We start from the raw sequence: 18,733 nt of genomic DNA on the forward strand, positions 1-18,733 counted from the left end.
TGGCCGCATGACCGACAGTTTCGTCACCCAGTGCCCGCATTGCCAAACGCGCTTTCGCGTCAGTCATGCTCAATTGAGCGTGGCCCGTGGCGTGGTGCGCTGCGGCTCGTGCCTGCAAGTGTTCAACGCCGCTCGCCAGTTGCTGGAGCAGCGCGCCCATGCGCCTGCGCCGCAAGCTGAGCAGCCGAATGCCGCTGAGCCAGCTCCAGAGGCCCCTCGGGCCATCAGCCAGAAACAGTGGACGGCCGAAGAGCTGGACCTCGACAACCTGGACCTGGACGAGGAACTGGCCAAGCTGGAACGCCGCGAGATTCAGCATACCCAACCCCTGGGCGCGGATCGCCGTCAGCCCGGCGCCGACCGTCGGCAAAAGGAAGAGGCCCTCAGCGCCAGCCGCGAGACCGTCAAGGCCGAGGAAGAAAAATGGGCCGCAAGCCTGTTCAGCGACCCGCCAGAAGAGCGCGCCCAAGCCCTGGAAGCCGAGCCCGAGGACGAACCTGAACCCGCCAAGGCCCCTGCGAACCGGCAGCGCACCGAACCGTCCATGTCGTTCCACGTAGACGATACCGACGACGAACCTCTGCTGCGCTCAACACCTGACGATGACGAACTCGACCCACCGATGACAACCGTCACCGACGCAGTGGACGAACCGGAACCCGAAGAACGCTCGCAGCCCCGTCGCAAGCGCCTGCGCGCCGAAGCAAGTGCCCACGACGATGTGCTCCAGGACCTGGAAGACGACCCGCTGCACCTCTACGCGCAGAAACGCCCGTCGGGTTTGGGCCGTCGCCTGATCTGGCTGCTGCTCGTGCTGATCGCCGCCGGCGGCCTCGCGGGCCAGTACATCGCGTACCAATTCGACGACCTCGCGCGCCAGGACGCCTACCGCCCGTGGTTCCAGGAGTTGTGCCCAAAACTGGGCTGCACAGTGCCATCACGGGTCGATATCGCCCACATCAAGAGCAGTAACCTGGTGGTGCGCAGCCATCCGGAGTTCGCCGGGGCGCTGGTGGTGGATGCGATCCTGTATAACCGCGCGACATTTTCCCAACCGTTCCCGCTGCTGGAACTGCGTTTTGCCGATCTGAACGGCAGCCTGATCGCCAGTCGTCGTTTCAAGCCCGCCGAATACCTCAGCGGCGAGCTGGCCGGCGTGAGCGAAATGCCTTCGCAGACGCCGATCCATATCTCCCTGGACATCCTGGACCCAGGCAATAAAGCCGTGAATTACAGCCTGAGCTTTCACTCGCCCGAGTGAGCCGGGTCTCGCACCGAGGTTTGACGGCGGATTATTGACTTGGCCGCCGGCAACCAAACCGGTGGCGATAAAGAAATAACTGTTCAGATTTTATCCAATTCAGCCTTTATCCAGTCATCGAGAGCGGGTATCATGCCAACCCTTTTTCGAACTCTAATGATCCGGCCCCACAACAGGGAAGTCCTATGTCGGCGGTACGCATCGGCCCATACACATTGCAGAACGGCTTGATTCTCGCCCCCATGGCGGGCGTCACTGACCAGCCCTTTCGTCAGCTATGCAAGCGCTTGGGCGCGGGTCTAGTAGTCTCGGAAATGGTCACCAGCGACATGAGCTTGTGGAACACCCGCAAATCGCGGATGCGCATGATCCACGAAGGTGATCCCGAGCCCCGCTCGGTACAGATCGCCGGCGGTGATGCGCAAATGCTGGCGGATGCGGCCCGGGCCAACGTGGAGTTGGGGGCGCAGATCATTGATATCAACATGGGCTGCCCGGCCAAGAAGGTCTGCAACAAGGCCGCCGGTTCCGCGCTGTTGAAAGATGAGCAGTTGGTTGCCGAGATCCTGCAGGCCGTTGTTGGCGCAGTGGATGTGCCGGTCACCCTGAAGATTCGTACCGGCTGGGACCGGGACAACAAAAATGGCCTGACGGTGGCGAAAATCGCCGAACAAGCCGGTATTACAGCGCTGGCGGTGCATGGCCGCACCCGCGCCGACCTTTACACCGGTGAAGCCGAGTACGACACCATTGCCGCGATCAAGCAGGCAGTGTCGATGCCGGTGTTTGCCAATGGCGATATTGACTCAGCCGAGAAAGCCCGGCGCGTGCTTCACGCTACCGGTGCCGATGGCCTGTTGATTGGCCGGGCCGCCCAGGGGCGGCCGTGGATTTTTCGTGAGATCGAGCATTTTCTGCGTACCGGCGAAGTATTGCCGGCACCGGAGTTGATCGAGGTGGAACGTATTCTGCTAGAGCATCTGGCTGCCCTGCACATCTTCTATGGAGACGTGATGGGCGTGCGCATTGCTCGCAAGCATGTGGGTTGGTATCTCGCAACCCTGCCGGGCGCCAGGGAGTTTCGCACCGGGTTCAATCGTTTGGATGAAACGCAAGCACAGGTCACCGCCGTTCGTGAGTTTTTTGCCGAACGAGACAAGAGCCTGAGAGCAGGGGACGGAGAAGGGGTGGCCGCATGACGATGATGACCGAGACTTTAGTGAGTGGAACAACACCCGTGAGCGACAACGTCAATTTGAAACAGCACCTCAACACGCCGAGCGAAGAAGGCCAGACCCTTCGCGGGAGTGTCGAGAAGGCGCTGCACAATTATTTCGCCCACCTTGAGGGCGCTTCCGTCACGGACGTGTACAACCTGGTGCTCTCCGAAGTCGAGGCGCCCTTGCTCGAAAGCGTGATGAACTACGTCAAGGGCAACCAGACCAAAGCCAGTGAGCTGCTGGGCCTCAATCGTGGCACCTTGCGCAAAAAGCTCAAGCAATACGATTTGCTGTAAGCATTCAATCAAACCAGAAAGGCGCCCGCGTAAAACCGGTCGCCTTTTTTGCTGACTCCTTTGCTTTTGATGGAAATTGAAATGACCGACCAGACTACCCGCCTGCAGATCCGCCGTGCCTTGATCAGTGTTTCCGACAAGACCGGGATCCTCGAATTTGCCCGGGAGCTGGAAGCCCTGGGCGTGGAAATCCTCTCCACGGGCGGGACCTTCAAACTGCTGCAGGACAACGGCGTGGCCGCAGTGGAAGTGGCGGACTACACCGGCTTCGCAGAAATGATGGACGGTCGGGTCAAGACCCTGCACCCGAAAATCCACGGCGGCATCCTCGGCCGTCGCGGTATCGACGACGCCATCATGACCGAGCACGGCATCAAGCCAATCGACCTGGTGGCCGTTAACCTCTACCCGTTCGAAGCCACCATCAACAAGCCAGGCTGCGACCTGCCGACCGCTATCGAGAACATCGATATCGGCGGCCCGACCATGGTTCGCTCCGCCGCGAAAAACCACAAAGACGTGGCCATCGTGGTTAACGCAAGCGACTACGCCCAAGTGCTCGAAAGCCTGAAAGCCGGTGGCCTGACCTACGCCCAGCGCTTCGACCTGATGCTCAAGGCGTTCGAACACACTGCTGCCTACGACGGCATGATCGCCAACTACATGGGCACCGTGAACCAGGCGGCTGCAACCCTCAGCACAGAAGACCGCAGCCAGTTCCCGCGCACCTTCAACAGCCAGTTCATCAAGGCCCAGGAAATGCGCTACGGCGAGAACCCGCACCAGAGCGCGGCGTTCTACGTGGAAGCCAAGCCTGCCGAAGTGGGCATCGCCACTGCGACCCAACTGCAAGGCAAAGAACTCTCCTACAACAACGTGGCCGACACTGACGCCGCGCTGGAATGCGTGAAGAGCTTCGTCAAGCCGGCCTGCGTGATCGTCAAGCACGCCAACCCGTGCGGCGTGGCCGTGAGCCCGGACGCTGAAGGCGGTATCCGCCAGGCGTACGAACTGGCCTACGCCACCGACACCGAGTCGGCGTTCGGCGGCATCATCGCGTTCAACCGCGAACTGGACGCTGAAACCGCAAAAGCCATCGTCGAGCGTCAGTTCGTCGAAGTGATCATCGCCCCTTCCGTCAGCGAAGAAGCCCGCGCCATCGTCGCCGCCAAAGCCAACGTACGCCTGCTGGCCTGCGGCGAGTGGTCGGCTGAGCGCGCTGCTGCCTGGGACTACAAGCGCGTCAACGGCGGCTTGCTGGTACAGAGCCGCGACATCGGCATGATCGGCAGCGAAGACCTTACAGTCGTGACCAAGCGCGCCCCGACAGAACAGGAAATCAACGACCTGATCTTCGCCTGGAAAGTCGCCAAGTACGTTAAATCCAACGCCATCGTCTACGCCAAGAACCGCCAGACCATCGGCGTCGGCGCCGGCCAGATGAGCCGCGTGAACTCGGCGCGTATTGCTGCCATCAAGGCTGAACATGCTGGCTTGCAGGTGCAGGGTTCGGTCATGGCATCGGACGCATTCTTCCCGTTCCGTGATGGCCTGGACAATGCGGCCAAGGCCGGTGTAACTGCCGTGATCCAGCCAGGTGGTTCGATGCGCGATGCTGAAGTAATTGCCGCCGCTGATGAAGCCGGCATCGCGATGGTCTTCACCGGCATGCGTCACTTCCGTCACTGATCCAACTCGATTGAAATGTGGCAGCGGGCTTTTTGTGGCGAGCGGGCTTGCCCCGCGTTGGGCTGCGCAGCAGCCCCAATCAAGAAGGATGCGGTACGCCAGGCAATCCGCAGTGTTTGGTTTTGGGGCCGCTTCGCAGCCAACGCGGGGCAAGCCCGCTCGCCACATGGGTTCGGCTCTACATTTAAAGCGCTTCTGCAGCGCCTACAGAATTTGAGGTTTTTGAAATGAATGTTTTGATCATTGGCAGCGGTGGCCGTGAACACGCCCTGGCCTGGAAAGTTGCCCAGGACTCGCGCGTCCAGAAAGTCTTCGTGGCGCCCGGCAACGCCGGTACCGCGATTGAAGCCAAGTGCGAAAACGTCGCCATCGACGTCTTGGCCCTTGAGCAGCTCGCCGACTTCGCCGAGAAAAACGTATCCCTGACCATCGTTGGTCCGGAAGTGCCGTTGGTTGCCGGCGTCGTGGACCTGTTCCGCAGCCGTGGCCTGGATTGCTTCGGCCCGACTGCCGGCGCCGCCCAGCTGGAAGGCTCCAAGGCGTTCACCAAGGATTTCCTGGCACGCCACAAGATCCCGACTGCCGACTACCAGAACTTTACCGAGATTGAGCCGGCCCTGGCTTACCTGCGTGAAAAAGGTGCGCCGATCGTGATCAAGGCCGACGGCCTGGCTGCCGGTAAAGGCGTGATAGTCGCCATGACCCTGCAGGAAGCCGAAGACGCCGTGCGCGACATGCTCGCCGGCAATGCCTTTGGTGAAGCCGGTTCGCGCGTTGTTATCGAGGAATTCCTCGATGGCGAAGAAGCCAGCTTTATCGTGATGGTCGATGGCAAGAACGTCTTGCCGATGGCTACAAGCCAGGACCACAAACGCGTCGGCGACGGCGACAGCGGCCCGAACACCGGCGGCATGGGTGCCTACTCCCCTGCCCCAGTGGTCACCAGCGAAGTGCACAAGCGCGTGATGGACCTGGTGATCTGGCCGACTGTGCGTGGCATGGCCGACGAAGGCAACGTCTACACAGGCTTCCTGTACGCAGGCCTGATGATCGACAAGGCCGGCAACCCGAAAGTCATCGAGTTCAACTGCCGCTTCGGCGACCCGGAAACCCAACCGGTGATGCTGCGTCTGCAATCGAGCCTGGTGCTGCTGGTAGAAGCTGCACTGGCCCAGGCCCTGGACAAGGTTGAAGCGCAATGGGACCCACGTCCAAGCGTTGGCATTGTGCTGGCCGCCGGTGGTTACCCTGCCGACTACGCCAAGGGCGATGTGATTGAAGGCCTGGATGCGGCGGCTACGCTGGAAGGCAAGGTGTTCCATGCGGGCACCGCGCTCAAGGATGGCAAGGTCGTGACCGCAGGTGGCCGTGTGTTATGCGCCACCGCGATGGGTGCCAGTGTCGACGCCGCGCAACAACAGGCGTACAAGCTGGCAGCGAAAATCGATTGGAAAGGCTGCTTCTACCGCACAGACATCGGCTATCGCGCCATTGCCCGTGAACGTGGCGAGGATCAGTAAGTCGCCACGTCAGTAGCTATCCGTTCGGTCAGGTAAGGGCCCTGGGCCCTTGCCGTACTCATGCCACCCCGCGCATAGTTAACTCGTGCATCAACCTACGAAGGGATTTCGCCGTGCGCTGGCTCAGGATCGCCATAGGTTTTACTGTCAGTCTGCTGACACTGCTTTGCCTGTTCCCGGCCCAGGCCGCTGCGCAAGGCAGTGGTTGGGCAGTATTGCTTGATGAACAAGCGGACCTGCAACTGAGCGACATCCGCTCCTCGCGCTACACCAATCAATTCAGCCCCATCGAACTGGACCGGATTACCGCCGCCGAGCCGGACGGTGCGTTGTGGGTACGTTTCAAGCTGCAACCCGGCAAGCACGAACAAGTGCTGCGGGTATTCGCCCCGGACCTGTCCCACCTGAGCCTGTATGTGCTGGACGGCGACACCCTGGTCGAGCAACAAAGCACCGGCACCCGCCAACCCCAGGCTGAACGCCCGCTGCCGAGCAGCGACTTCATGCTGCCGATGCCCCAGAGCCAGAAGCCCCTTGAGGTGTACCTGCGCCTGGTCTCCGAACACGAACTGCGCCCCTATATCACTCTGGAGCCGGCCGTACTGGCCGCCGCCGACCAGAACCAGACGCTGATCTACGGCCTGCTGTTCGGCTGCCTGTTGATGCTGATCCTGCACAACCTCACCCGCTTCGCCTACCACCGTTCGCGCAGCAGCCTGTGGTTGGCGGCCTGCGAACTGCTGTTGATGCTCAGCCTGGCACTGCTGCTCAATCTGGTGGGGCCATGGTTGCCGAACTGGCACGCGATCCAGACCCCGGGCGCCTACCTCGCCCTGTTGCTGACCGCGCCGTGTGGGTTGATGTTTGCCTATCGCTTCTTCATGCCGCTGGGCCCGCACCCGCTGAACAAGCTGCTGATGGCCGACATCCTGCTCATCGTGCTGTGCGGCTTATTGCTGTTGTTCGTCAACACTCTGCCGCTGAACATCATCACCTACGCCCTGGTGGCGCTGGCCGGCCTGAGCATGCTGTTTGTCTCGGCCTATCACTGGCAAAAAGGCTACCGGCCGGCTCGCCTGTTTGTGGTGGCGATGGTGGTGTTCAACCTCGGCACGCTGATCATCCTCCCCGCCCTGCTTGGCCTGACGCTGCTGGCGCCGCAAGGTTTGATCATCACCCTGCTCGGTTTTATCTGCCTCAGCGGCCTGCTGATGAGCCTGGCCCTGGGCGAACGTCAGCGCGCGATTGTCGAAAAACGCTTCAGCCTCAGCCGCGACCTCGCCGCCAGCAATGCCGAAATCGCCGCCAAGGCCGAGTTCCTGGCGAAGATCAGCCACGAAATCCGCACCCCCATGAACGGCGTACTGGGCATGACCGAGCTGCTGCTGGGGACGCCCCTGTCGGTGAAGCAGCGCGACTATGTGCAGACCATCCACAGCGCCGGCAACGAACTGCTCACGCTGATCAACGAGATCCTCGACATCTCCAAGCTCGAGTCCGGGCAGATCGAACTGGACGACGTGCAGTTCGATCTCAACGCACTGATCGAAGACTGCCTGAGTATCTTCCGCGCCAAGGCCGAGCAGCAGAACGTCGAGCTGATCAGCTTTATCCAGCCCCAGGTGCCCCGCGTGATCAGCGGCGACCCGACGCGCCTGCGCCAGGCGATACTGAGCCTGCTGGAAAACGCCCTGCAGAAAACCGATGAAGGTGAAGTGCTGATCGTCGTTGCCCTCGACGAGCGCAGCAGCAAGCCGCGCCTGCGCATTGCCGTGCAGGACAGCGGCCTGCCGATGGAAGCCGCCGAGCGTGACGCGTTGTTGCACAGCGAATTGCACAGCAAGAACTTCCTGTCGGCGACGCGCTTGAGCGGCCACCTGGGCCTGGTGATCGCACGCCAATTGATCCTGTTGATGAACGGCGAGTTCGGCATCAAGAGCGGCGCCCAACAGGGCAGCACCCTGTGGCTGACCCTGCCGCTGGACCCGGAACGCCTCGAACACCCGACCTCCGACCTCGACGGCCCGCTCAAAAACGCGCGGGTGTTGGTGGTGGACGACAACGACACCTGCCGCAAAGTGCTGATGCAGCAGTGCACGGCCTGGGGCCTCAACGTCAGCGCCGTACCTTCGGGCAAGGAAGCGCTGGCGCTGCTGCGCACCAAGGCGCACTTGCGCGATTATTTCGACGTGGTGCTGCTGGACCAGAACATGCCCGGCATGACCGGCATGCAACTGGCGGCGAAGATCAAGGAAGACCCGAGCCTGAACCACGATATTTTGCTGATCATGCTCACCGGTATCAGCAACGCGCCGAGCAAGATCATCGCGCGAAATTGCGGGATCAAACGTATCCTCGCCAAACCCGTGGCCGGCTACACCCTCAAGACCACCCTGGCCGACGAGCTGACCCAGCGCAACAAGGGCGGCGCTCAGCCGCGTGCCATCCTCAGCCCACCGGCGGCAGTGACCGTGCCCGCAGACTTCCGCATCCTGGTGGCCGAAGACAACAGCATCTCGACCAAAGTGATTCGCGGCATGCTCGGCAAGCTCAACCTCAACCCGGACACCGCCAGCAACGGCGAAGAAGCCCTGGAAGCGATGAAAGCCCAGCGCTACGACCTGGTGCTGATGGACTGTGAAATGCCAATCCTCGATGGCTTCTCCGCCACCCAGCAATTGCGCGCGTGGGAAGTCAGCCACCAACGCATTCGCACGCCAGTGGTGGCGCTGACGGCACACATTCTCTCGGAACATAAAGAACGCGCACGCCAGGCCGGAATGGATGGGCACATGGCCAAGCCGGTGGAGCTGTCGCAGTTGCGCGAGCTGGTGGAATTCTGGGTGGCCCAGCGTCAGCAACGCCCGGAACACGCCCCGTCCTGAAACACGCTCCTGTGACGAACACACCTACTGTAGCGAGCGGGCTTATTGTGGCGAGCGGGCTTGCCCCGCGTTGGGCTGCGAAGCAGCCCCAAAAACACTCACCGCATCCTTTATGGAAAAACTGATCGTTCCCACGCTCCGCGTGGGAACGCCGCCCCGGACGCTCTGCGTCCCCTCCGGAAAGTGACGCGGAGCGTCACGGGATGCATTCCCACGCGGAGCGTGGGAACGATCATCTGAGACTGTTAGACTCACCCCCATCTCCCCACAACGAGCCACCCCCCATGCTCCACGTGTTGTTCAGCGTTTACCTGAAGATGCTGGTGCTCTACAGCCCATTCTTCGTGCTGTCCTGCTTTATCAGCCTGACCCGTGGCTATTCCAGCAAGGAACGCCGGCGCCTGGCCTGGAAAGTGGCGCTGGCGACACTGGTGTCGAGCGTGTTGCTCTACCTGTTCGGCCGGGTGATTTTCAGTGTGTTCGGCATCACCGTGGACGCGTTCCGCATCGGCGCCGGCAGCGTGCTGTTTATCTCCGCGCTGGGCATGGCTCAGGGCAAGTCGGCCGTGCAGACCGACAACGTGCAGCAGGACGTGACCATCGTGCCGCTGACCATCCCGCTCACGGTCGGCCCCGGCACCATCGGTGCGCTACTGGTGATGGGGGTCAGCCAACCGCATTGGGATGACAAGATCACCGCCATCCTCAGCATCGCCCTGGCCAGCCTCACGGTCGGCGTGGTGCTGTACCTGTCCAACCGCATCGAACGCATTCTCGGCGACCAGGGCTTGCAAATTGTCAGCCGGCTGATGGGCTTGTTCGTGTGCGCACTCGCCGCACAAATCATCTTTACCGGGGTACGCGGTTACCTGGTGCCTTAAATCCGGTATTTGGCGATCGCCAGTTGCACCTTGTCGCCCGCGCTCTCGCGCATCAGCTGGATAGTCTTTTCGTTGACCACCGAGGTGTTCAGCACCAGGCAGGTTTGCCCGCTGAAAGCCTCGAACGAGGAACTGTCCCACTCCAGAAACGGCAGGCCCACCTGCTTGCTCACGCCATGGGTGCTGTAAGTCACCAGCACCATCATCACTTCGCCGTCGGTTTCGGCGCAGGACGCCAGGCCGAAGTCACCGCCCTGGTGCACGGTGCTCGTGCGCTTGAACAGCTCAAACGACGCAGGTTGCTGCTTCATCGCCTCCAGCGCATCGGCCGCCAGCTTCGGCAGCACCGTCAGCAACGGCCCCGCCAGTGCGCTCGAGGCCAGCATCGCGGTGATCAGGTTCAGCACCGCCAACTGCACCGTCAGGCCCTTGCCCGAGCTTGAAACACGTTCAAAACTGCTGCGCACCGGCAGCCAGCCCAAACTGATCATCACCTTGATAAATTCGTCGTACCAATTTTCGGTACCTCGATGAATCTTCAACACATCGCTGACGTAGCTGCTGGCCAGCAAGTAGCTTTTGCGGATGTACTCCCGGTTCAAGCCGGACAGGCCCTCGGCAAACGAAATCACGCTGTTGTTCACCACGGCCGCGTTGCTGTCGTCCTCCCTGTCGCCGGACACGGATGGCCGCGCGCCCGGTGCCCCCGGCAACTTGTAGGCGGCAATCAACTTGCGCCTTTTCAGGCTGTTGATCCTTCTGTGATGTCGCTCCATTTTCAGTTCTCCACAAGCACCCCACATGGGGCGTGTGTTCACACTAGTCCAGCCGCTGGCGGGCTTTCCAGACGACAAACATCGCTTGCAGCCACACGCCACAAAGCGCCGCCCCGCAATTGTTGGGCGTGCTGCCAGGCCTTCCGGTTTTCATCGATAAAAAAAGAAAAAGCCCCGGATAACGGCAGGTAATGACCCAGCGTTACTCGGAGCTTTCCGGCAGCCGCGAAGCTGTTTTCAGGAGGCGGGTTTGGCCCCATACCAACGCGGTGTGTACACCCATGTACCGCCATCGGCACGCGGGAATGTGCAGGTGGTGGACGAGCCGATCAGCACCATGGTGCGCATGTCGACCTGCTCAGGCGTCAACTGCCCCAACGTGGTCACGCGCAACGTCTGGCCTGGGCGACCGATATCGCGGCCCAGCACCACCGGTGTTTCAGCCGTGCGGTGCTGCGCGACGATCTCCAGCGCGCGCCCGAGTTGCCACGGCCGCGAACGTGAGATCGGGTTGTAGAACGCCAGGGCGAGGTCAGCCTGGGACGCGAGGTCCAGGCGCTTTTCGATGATCGACCAGGGTTTGAGGTTGTCCGACAGTGACATCACGCAGAAGTCATGCCCCAACGGCGCGCCCGCCTGGGCGGCGGTGGCCAGTGAGGCGGAAACGCCCGGCAGGATTTCCAGGTCGACCTGATGCCAGGCCGGGTCGTCGGACTCATGCAAGGCCTCGATCACCGCCGCAGCCATGGCGAAGACGCCGGGATCGCCGGAAGACACCACCACCACCGAGCGCCCTTGCGCGGCCAGCTCGAAGGCGTGGCGGGCGCGCTGCATTTCTTCGCGGTTGTCGGTGCAATGTTGCACTTGGTCATCGCGGAACGGCCCGGCCATGCGCACATAGGTTTCATACCCCAGCACATCGGTACAGCGCGCCAGTTCGGCCTTCACCGCCGGCACCATCAGTTCGGCAGCGCCAGGGCCGAGGCCGATCACCGCGAGGCGGCCACGCGGGCGCCCCAGCTGCGACAAATCCAACGGTTGCTCGGCGACGCTGATCGCGATGTCCGCGTCCTGTTTCACGCGGGAAAAACGCAGCGGCACACCCAATGCCAACGCAGCCTCGTGCAATGAGGCAGCAGCCATGTGTGTGTCGCTGGCCAACAGACAGGCGAGGGATTGCAGCGCAATGCCCGCGTCGTGCAACGCCGTGCGCACGCGCTCAGCCAATTGCGCGCCGGGCTTGCACGTAACGCACACGTTCAGCGGATAAATCAGCAATTCGTTTGCGGCCGGCACGCGCTCGGCACTGCCCACATGGATCGCCAAACGCGCGTGCTGATCCTGCGGCAGATTGGCCTGGTCCAGCCACGGCGCGACGCCTTCGATACGCACGCTTTCACCGGCCAGCAGGTCGGAAACAAAGCGCTTGCCCAACTCCAGGTCGGCCAGTTGATAACCCGCCGGCGGGTTAAGCAGGCAGGTGCCGAAACGCAGCTCGCCACTGGTGGTGATCGCAGCGGCCACGTCCAGGGCGGCAGCAATCTCCCGTGCCATGACGTTCACGCCACCCAGCCCGCCGAGCAACGGCACGACCGCACTGCCGTCTTCGGCCACAGCCAACACGGCGGGCTCTTCACCTTTCTCCAGCAGCAGCGGCGCCAGGGTGCGAATCACGATGCCGGCGGCGCACAGCGCAATCAGCGGCGTACCTTGTTGATAGAGCTGGCGCAGGGTCGCGCCGAATTCGCTGTAGGCCTGGTCTGCGCCCTCAACCCGCCCGGCCAGCCCGTGAATCACCGCACCGGGGTAAACCTGCTGGATTCTGCGCGCAGTCGCCAGGCTGCCCTGGCCGAGAATGACAATCGCCGGGCGCATCAACCTTGCCACCGTTCACCTGGCACGATGATCAGCGAGAAGTACGGCGACGACATCGGCTCCACCTGGTCCAGCGGCACGATCTTTTGGTTCGCCATGGTCGCGCGTTCCACATACAGCGCGCGCTCGGCCAGGCCCAACTCTTCCAGCACCTGGCGCACCTTGGGGAAGTTACGCCCCAGCTTCATGATCACCGCCGCGTCGGCATCCGCCAGACGTCGTTTGAGGTCTTCATGAGGCAGCACACCCGACAGCACCGACAGGCTCTGATTGCGATACACCAACGGCGCGCCGAGCACCGAGGCACCGCCGAGCATCGAGCACACACCCGGAATGACTTGCGCTTCGTAGCGCTCGGCCAGGCGGTCATGCAGGTACATGTAGGAGCCGTAGAAGAACGGGTCGCCTTCGCAGATCACCGCCACATCGCGGCCGGCATCCAGGTGCGCGGCGACGTCGACACTGGCCGTGTCGTAGAAATCGCTGATCACTTGTTCATACGACAGCGGCGCCGGCAGCGCTTCGGTGGTCACCGGGTACACCAGCGGCATCAGGGTCTGCTGTGGCACCAGGTGGTCCTCGATGATGCCGAAGGCGTTGCCCTTTTTGCCCTTGGCCACGAAGTACGCCACCACCGGTGATTCGCGCAGCAGGCGCAGGGCCTTGAGGGTGATCAGCTCCGGGTCGCCGGGGCCTACGCCCAGGCCGATCAAACGTCCGCGTGCCTGCATTATTCGACCTCCGTGGCCAGCGCGTTGACCGCCGCCGCCGCCATGGCACTGCCGCCCAGGCGGCCCCGCATGATCACGAACGGCACGCCACGGCTGTCTGCAGCCAGCATCGCCTTGGATTCGGCAGCGCCGACAAACCCAACCGGGAAGCCAAGGATCAACGCTGGTTTCGGCGCGCCCGCATCGAGCATTTCCAGCAGGTAGAACAAAGCAGTCGGCGCGTTGCCGATCACCACCACGCTGCCTTCCAGGTGCGGGCGCCACAGCTCCAGCGCGGCGGCGGAACGGGTGTTGCCCAGCTCCCGCGCTAACTCCGGCACGCTTTCGTCGCGCAGGGTGCAGATCACTTGGTTGTTGGCCGGCAGGCGCGTGCGGGTCACGCCTTCGGAGACCATCCGTGCATCACACAAGATCGGCGCGCCGGCAGCCAGCGCATCGCGCCCAGCCTTGCCCGCACCGATGGAAAACTGCAGGCCGTCGATCGCGTCGACCATGCCGCACGCATGAATCACCCGCACCGCGAGTTTTTCCAGGTCGGCCGGGATGCGGTCCAACTTGGCTTCCGCGCGAATAATGGCGAAGGAGTTGCGATAGATCTCCTGACCGTCGCGGATGTAATCAATCATCGGTGTTGCTCCGTGGGCGAGCGCGCAGCAAGGCGCCCGCCGCTTCAATGGAAAGAGTGCGCGCGTGCAGCCGGCCGAAACCGGGCTGGGCTGCCTCGCGAAAATAGACGTCGTAGTGGCCGGGGCTTACTGCCAGCAAGGTGACGGGGGCGGTGTGCGCAGCGGCGCAGGAACGTGGGCAGCCGGACAAGTGGATGTCGTGGCCGGGGTGCAGCGCGGCGAGTTGCACGGCGTCGGCCTTGGTGTCGGCCAGGCCTTTGCCACAACCGCTGGAGCCGGTGCAGGCGATCAGGCGCGCCAGCGGTTGGTCGGCTGAGCAGAGGAAGCCCAGTTGCTCCAGGCTTTCGGTAACGGCCTTGGGGGTTTTGACGTTGGGCAGCAGCACACCTTGCCAGGGTGTGAAACGCAGCGTGCCGTCGCCGTACTCACTGGCTAACCGGGCTGCGCCCTTGAGCATGTGTGAGTCCAGGCGCCCCAGCGGCGCAACGGCAGCAACGTAGACCTGATCTTTTTGACGCTGTGGATAAGTCCCCAGGTGCAGCAAAGCGCCGCTGGCCGGGCGTTTGAAGCGATCGACCGGCAGCAATGGCAGATTCAGACGGCCGATGAAGTTATCCACAGGCAAATGCCGCATGCGGGTTTGCGCGGGGGTAGCGACGTCGAGAAACAGCTCCAGCACGGCGACCACCAAGGCATGGCCCTGATCCAGGGGCACGGCCGCCAGCGGCGCATCCAGCCCCGGGCAACCGGCCAGGCCGAACGCGAGCAGCGTCTCGCCGTCCTGTTCGAACGCGGACAGCCACAGGTCGTGGTGATGTTCGAGCATCGCCAGGGCTTCGCCGCCATCCAGCTGCACGGCGAACTTGGCCGACAGCTCATGGAAGCGCGGATGGTTTTGCAGGGTGGCGAGAATCTGATCGGCCAGCGGGCGCGTGTCGAACAGCATCTGCGGGTCGATACCGGCGCTGGGGCTGAGCATCAGGTTGCGTACATCGTCGCCGGCGGCATTATTGGGCCCCAAGTCTGCGGCCAGCAGCAGCGCGATCAACGCGTCCTGCTCGGCGCCGATCCCGCGAATTTGCAGGTTGGCGCGATTCGTCGCCTCGATCACCCCGCCGGCATAGGTCCGGGCGGCATCGGCTACCGCTTCGGCTTGCTTGCTGGTGATCGAACCACCGGCGAGTTTGATCCGGCAAATCCCGCCATCCAACGCCTGGACAATACGCAGCAACCCCGGACAAGCCGAGGGGCGCAAGGTGTTCAGAGCAGGCGTTGGGTTCACGGGGCTACCGGTTGACGGGTAAAGGCGCGGTATTATGCCTGCTTTGTCCGGCGGCATGAAAAGCCTGCCCGTCGGATGTCGTTCAAGGAATTCATATGTCGCCCTGGCTGACGGTAGTAGGCATCGGTGAAGACGGCTTCAAGGGGCTGGGCAGGAATGCCCGGCACGCCCTGTTGCGCGCCACCCGGATTATAGGCGGCCAACGCCAGTTGGACCTGTTGCCGGTGTGTATTCGCGGTGAGCGTCAACCGTGGCCGAGCCCGTTTTCCCTGAAACCGGTGCTGGCAAGACGCGGCGAGCCTGTATGCGTGCTGGCCAGCGGCGATCCGATGTTCTATGGCGTTGGCGCCAGCCTGGCGCGGCAAGTGGCAGCTGAAGAATTGCTGATTTTGCCGGCGCCGTCGTCGGTTTCCCTGGCAGCGGCGCGGTTGGGCTGGCCGTTGCAGGAGGTGGTGACGTTATCCGTGGTGGCCCGGCCGTTGGCGGCGCTGAATGCGCATCTGGCCAGTGGCGTGCGGGTGCTGGTGTTGAGTAATGACGGGCAGAGCCCGGCGGCGATTGCGGCGCTGTTGGCTGAGTCCGGGTTTGGGTCGAGTCGTCTCAGTGTCTTTGAGCACCTGGGGGGTGAGGATGAGCGGCGTATCGATGGGCTGGCGCAGGGTTGGATAGATCCTTCAGTCGCCGACCTGAACCTGGTTGCCATCGACTGTCTGGCCGATGCCAATACGCAGGGTCTGTCGCGTCTCGCCGGTCTGCCGGATTCGGCGTTCAAACATGACGGCCAACTGACCAAACGTGATGTGCGCGCCATGACCCTGGCCCGTCTCGCCCCAATGCCCGGCGAATTGCTGTGGGACGTGGGCGCGGGCAGTGGCTCCATCGGCATCGAATGGATGCGCGCGCACCCGAGTTGCCGCGCGTTGGCGATTGAAGCGGATGAAGGCCGCCAGGGCCTGATCGAACATAACCGCGACGCCCTCGGCGTACCCGGCCTGCAACTGATTCGCGGCACCGCACCCCAGGCGCTCGCCGGCCTGGAAGCCCCCGACGCGATCTTCATCGGCGGCGGCGTCACCCGCGACGGCGTGCTCGACACCTGCTGGCAACACCTGCGCCCCGGCGGACGCCTGGTGGCCAACGCCGTGACCTTGCAGAGCGAAATGACCCTGATGAATTGGCGTGCTCAACACGGCGGCGAACTGACGCGCGTCCACGTAGCCCAGGCTCAGCCGCTGGGTGAGTTCGACACGTGGCGGCAGGCGTTGCCGATTACGTTGCTGGAAGTGGTTAAACCGCTATGAAACGGATCCTGCTGCTGGGCGGTGTCACTGAAGCCTTGGCCATCGCCCGCACACTGGGCCCGGAGCATACCTACAGCCTGGCCGGTGTTGGCCGTGTACCGACTGACCTTACGTGCCAAGTGCGTGTCGGCGGCTACGGTGGATTTGAAGGGCTGGCGCAGTTTGTTCGCGATGAAAATATCAGCCTGATTTTTGATGCTACGCATCCGTATGCGGCACAGATCAGCCAAAACGCTGCCCAGGCTGCGCGGTTATGCGGCATTCCTTGCTGGGCGTTGCGTCGCCCGGCGTGGCAGCCGCAGCCGGGGGATGATTGGCGCGAGGTCGGAGAGTGGGCGGAGCTGATTGAGGCGCTGAAACCCTTCAAGCGGCCGTTGTTCACGTTGGGCCGCGAGCCGTTGCAGCACCTTGATGAAATCCCCGTTGACCAATTCTGGACGCTGCGCGCGCTGGATGTGTATCCCGGGAATGCGCGTTGTGAAGTGATTGGGGCGCGTGGGCCGTTTTTGATCGAAGACGAGCGCGCGCTGTTTGAACGGCGCGCGATTGATGTGCTGATCAGCAAGAACAGCGGCAGCACCGCCACCGAGCCGAAACTGGAAGTAGCGCGCGAGCGTGGGGTGCCAGTGCTGGTGTTGAAGCGGCCGGTGTTGGCTGCGGTGGATAGGGAGTTCACGACAGTAGACGCAGTGTTACAGGCCCTATGGCACTGATCGTTCCCACGTTGATCGTTCCCACGCTCTGCGTGGGAATGCCGCCCTGGACGCTCTGCGTCCGCTCTTGAAGTCGTGACGCGGAGCGTCACAGGATGCATTCCTTTGCTGCGCGTGGGAGCGATCAGTGTCAGGCTGTTAACTCACCGAGGCTGTCGGCTGCCCGATGCCATCGTGCACCCTATCAGCCAGCAACTGCGCCAGTTCGATCAACTGCGCAACGCCCAGCAATTCTTCTCGTGATGCCCCTTCCAGGTTGAAGGCAATGTCGCAACTCAGCGCATTGGCCGAGGCGAGTGTTTCGCTGAGGTTGACCAGCAGGTCTTCGGTGCTGATTCCGTCGGCAACGGTGAATAGCCGGACCGGGGGATTGATCGTTTGATCGTTCCCACGCTCTGCGTGGGAATGCCGCCCTGGACGCTCTGCGTCCGCTCTTGAAGTCGTGACGCGGAGCGTCACAGGATGCATTCCCACGCCGAGCGTGGGAACGATCAGTGTAAGGCTGTTAACTCACCGAGGCTGTCGGCTGCCCGACGCCATCGTGCACCCGATCAGCCAGTAACTGCGCCAGTTCGATCAACTGCGCAACGCCCAGCAATTCTTCGCGTGATGCCCCTTCCAGGTTAAAGGCAATGTCGCAACTCAGCGCATTGGCCGAGGCGAGTGTTTCGCTGAGGTTGACCAGCAGGTCTTCGGTGCTGATTCCGTCGGCAACGGTGAACAGCCGAACCGGGGGATTTGGGGTGGGTTTAATCATTGTGAAGCTCCTTGGTAAAAGTGGAGCTGCCACTGATCGCCGCGACGCGATGGAGGGTGGCAGCTGTACGCAGGTTCGCGGACCGGTTACCAAAGAACCCGGCATACCCGAAGGTATCCCGCGCACAGCCGCCATAGGCCGCACAGTAGACGATAAAAAGGCGTCAACTGAAAGGGACGATGGCGCTTTTGCGCATTGGTAAACCGGGCCGCGAAGCCCGACCGCTGCGTTTGCAGCGGTGTACGGAGACTAGAGACTGAGTTTCCGACCGGCAACCTCAAAGAGCTGTCGGACGTTTCCGCGCCCCCCCCCCCCACATTCGCACTGCATAACGGCGCAACGAGAAGTTACCTACATACGCACCGGAACCCGCTGACTGCCAAGAAACGTATGCTTTTAGCAATGACCTCAGCATCTCGCCCATCGACATTAAACATTGGTCGTTCCAACGCTCCGCGTGGGAATGCAGCCTGTGACGCTCCGCGTCACGGCCTCAAGAGCTGACGCAGAGCGTCCAAGGCGGCATTCCCACGCAGAGCGTGGGAACGATCGAAGTGGGGCGCGGGAACGATCGTATTTGGAGAAAAAAAGTGACCCATGACTGAATTTACCGACTTCGATGTGGCAGAACACCTCAAGCCCCCCGGGGACATGGCCGAATATCTTGAAGCCTGTTTCGAGGAGGATGCCGGTGATGGCTTGCTTATTCGTTCAGCGCTCAACGACATCGCCCGCGCCCAAGGCATGACTCAAGTAGCCCGCGACGCTGGCCTGGGACGAGAAAGTCTGTACAAAGCCCTCTCCAGCACAGGCAATCCCGAGTTCGCGACTATCATGAAAGTCATGAAAGCTTTAGGCCTCAAGCTTCACGCCACGGCGGTCTGACACCACTGCGACACCAAACCACACCGCCGCTTTTT

General features: G+C 62.4%; 17 protein-coding genes. 10 read left to right on the forward strand and 7 right to left on the reverse strand.

From position 1 onward, the window contains the following. The first annotated feature begins 7 nt into the window (after positions 1–7). From ACR52_RS08895 to ACR52_RS08925, 7 genes are all read left to right on the forward strand, one after another. Positions 8–1,261, forward strand: a complete 1,254-nt coding sequence (locus ACR52_RS08895; RefSeq protein ID WP_048723120.1) for a DUF3426 domain-containing protein — start codon at positions 8–10, stop codon at positions 1,259–1,261. Positions 1,262–1,446: 185 nt separating this feature from the next. Continuing rightward, positions 1,447–2,460 carry a tRNA dihydrouridine synthase DusB gene (dusB, locus tag ACR52_RS08900; protein ID WP_048723121.1) on the forward strand — a complete coding sequence of 338 codons (1,014 nt, stop codon included), beginning with the start codon at positions 1,447–1,449 and terminating at the stop codon, positions 2,458–2,460. Further along, positions 2,457–2,777 carry a DNA-binding transcriptional regulator Fis gene (fis, locus tag ACR52_RS08905; protein ID WP_002555375.1) on the forward strand — a complete coding sequence of 107 codons (321 nt, stop codon included), beginning with the start codon at positions 2,457–2,459 and terminating at the stop codon, positions 2,775–2,777. Before dusB ends, fis begins: the two co-directional genes overlap by 4 nt. 81 nt (positions 2,778–2,858) lie before the next feature. Then, positions 2,859–4,466: a bifunctional phosphoribosylaminoimidazolecarboxamide formyltransferase/IMP cyclohydrolase gene (gene purH, locus ACR52_RS08910; RefSeq protein WP_048723146.1), complete on the forward strand. Its 1,608-nt coding sequence runs from the start codon at positions 2,859–2,861 to the stop codon at positions 4,464–4,466. A 227-nt stretch (positions 4,467–4,693) separates the two neighbouring features. Next, the gene (gene purD, locus ACR52_RS08915) at positions 4,694–5,986 is read left to right on the forward strand and encodes a phosphoribosylamine--glycine ligase (protein ID WP_048723149.1); all 1,293 of its coding nucleotides are present in this window, start codon (positions 4,694–4,696) and stop codon (positions 5,984–5,986) included. Positions 5,987–6,099: 113 nt separating this feature from the next. Further along, positions 6,100–8,871 carry a hybrid sensor histidine kinase/response regulator gene (locus ACR52_RS08920; RefSeq protein ID WP_048723151.1) on the forward strand — a complete coding sequence of 924 codons (2,772 nt, stop codon included), beginning with the start codon at positions 6,100–6,102 and terminating at the stop codon, positions 8,869–8,871. Between the two features lie 284 nt (positions 8,872–9,155). Further along, the gene (locus ACR52_RS08925; RefSeq protein ID WP_003217330.1) at positions 9,156–9,752 is read left to right on the forward strand and encodes a MarC family protein; all 597 of its coding nucleotides are present in this window, start codon (positions 9,156–9,158) and stop codon (positions 9,750–9,752) included. On the opposite strand, the gene ACR52_RS08930 is transcribed toward ACR52_RS08925, so the two are convergent. From ACR52_RS08930 to cobG, 5 genes are all read right to left on the reverse strand, one after another. Beyond that, the gene (locus ACR52_RS08930) at positions 9,749–10,528 is read right to left on the reverse strand and encodes a hypothetical protein (RefSeq protein ID WP_048723155.1); all 780 of its coding nucleotides are present in this window, start codon (positions 10,526–10,528) and stop codon (positions 9,749–9,751) included. The genes ACR52_RS08925 and ACR52_RS08930 overlap by 4 nt on opposite strands. Positions 10,529–10,765: 237 nt before the next feature. Next, positions 10,766–12,403: a precorrin-3B C(17)-methyltransferase gene (gene cobJ, locus ACR52_RS08935; RefSeq protein ID WP_048723156.1), complete on the reverse strand. Its 1,638-nt coding sequence runs from the start codon at positions 12,401–12,403 to the stop codon at positions 10,766–10,768. After that, a complete protein-coding gene (locus tag ACR52_RS08940; protein ID WP_048723158.1) occupies positions 12,403–13,134 on the reverse strand; it encodes a precorrin-2 C(20)-methyltransferase in 732 nt (243 codons plus the stop codon). Before ACR52_RS08940 ends, cobJ begins: the two co-directional genes overlap by 1 nt. After that, positions 13,134–13,760: a precorrin-8X methylmutase gene (locus ACR52_RS08945; protein WP_048723160.1), complete on the reverse strand. Its 627-nt coding sequence runs from the start codon at positions 13,758–13,760 to the stop codon at positions 13,134–13,136. The genes ACR52_RS08940 and ACR52_RS08945 overlap by 1 nt, the downstream gene beginning before the upstream one ends. Then, on the reverse strand, positions 13,753–15,099 hold the full coding sequence (gene cobG, locus ACR52_RS08950) for a precorrin-3B synthase (RefSeq protein ID WP_048723162.1): 1,347 nt from the start codon (positions 15,097–15,099) through the stop codon (positions 13,753–13,755). The genes ACR52_RS08945 and cobG overlap by 8 nt, the downstream gene beginning before the upstream one ends. A gap of 38 nt (positions 15,100–15,137) precedes the next feature. Between cobG and ACR52_RS08955 the strand changes: the two genes are divergently transcribed. Further along, positions 15,138–16,343, forward strand: a complete 1,206-nt coding sequence (locus ACR52_RS08955) for a bifunctional cobalt-precorrin-7 (C(5))-methyltransferase/cobalt-precorrin-6B (C(15))-methyltransferase (RefSeq protein ID WP_048723164.1) — start codon at positions 15,138–15,140, stop codon at positions 16,341–16,343. Further along, positions 16,340–17,056 carry a cobalt-precorrin-6A reductase gene (locus ACR52_RS08960; protein ID WP_048723166.1) on the forward strand — a complete coding sequence of 239 codons (717 nt, stop codon included), beginning with the start codon at positions 16,340–16,342 and terminating at the stop codon, positions 17,054–17,056. Before ACR52_RS08955 ends, ACR52_RS08960 begins: the two co-directional genes overlap by 4 nt. A 138-nt stretch (positions 17,057–17,194) precedes the next feature. Here the strand turns inward: ACR52_RS08960 and ACR52_RS08965 are convergent, their stop codons facing one another. Further along, a complete protein-coding gene (locus ACR52_RS08965) occupies positions 17,195–17,431 on the reverse strand; it encodes a DUF6124 family protein (RefSeq protein ID WP_048723437.1) in 237 nt (78 codons plus the stop codon). A 130-nt stretch (positions 17,432–17,561) separates the two neighbouring features. Beyond that, positions 17,562–17,813: a DUF6124 family protein gene (locus ACR52_RS08970; RefSeq protein ID WP_048723167.1), complete on the reverse strand. Its 252-nt coding sequence runs from the start codon at positions 17,811–17,813 to the stop codon at positions 17,562–17,564. A gap of 597 nt (positions 17,814–18,410) precedes the next feature. Here ACR52_RS08970 and ACR52_RS08975 point away from each other — a divergent pair. After that, positions 18,411–18,698 carry an addiction module antidote protein gene (locus ACR52_RS08975; RefSeq protein WP_048723169.1) on the forward strand — a complete coding sequence of 96 codons (288 nt, stop codon included), beginning with the start codon at positions 18,411–18,413 and terminating at the stop codon, positions 18,696–18,698. Positions 18,699–18,733 lie beyond the last annotated feature (35 nt).

The sequence above is a fragment of the Pseudomonas fildesensis genome (genome assembly GCF_001050345.1).
GTDB lineage: Bacteria > Pseudomonadota > Gammaproteobacteria > Pseudomonadales > Pseudomonadaceae > Aquipseudomonas > Aquipseudomonas fildesensis.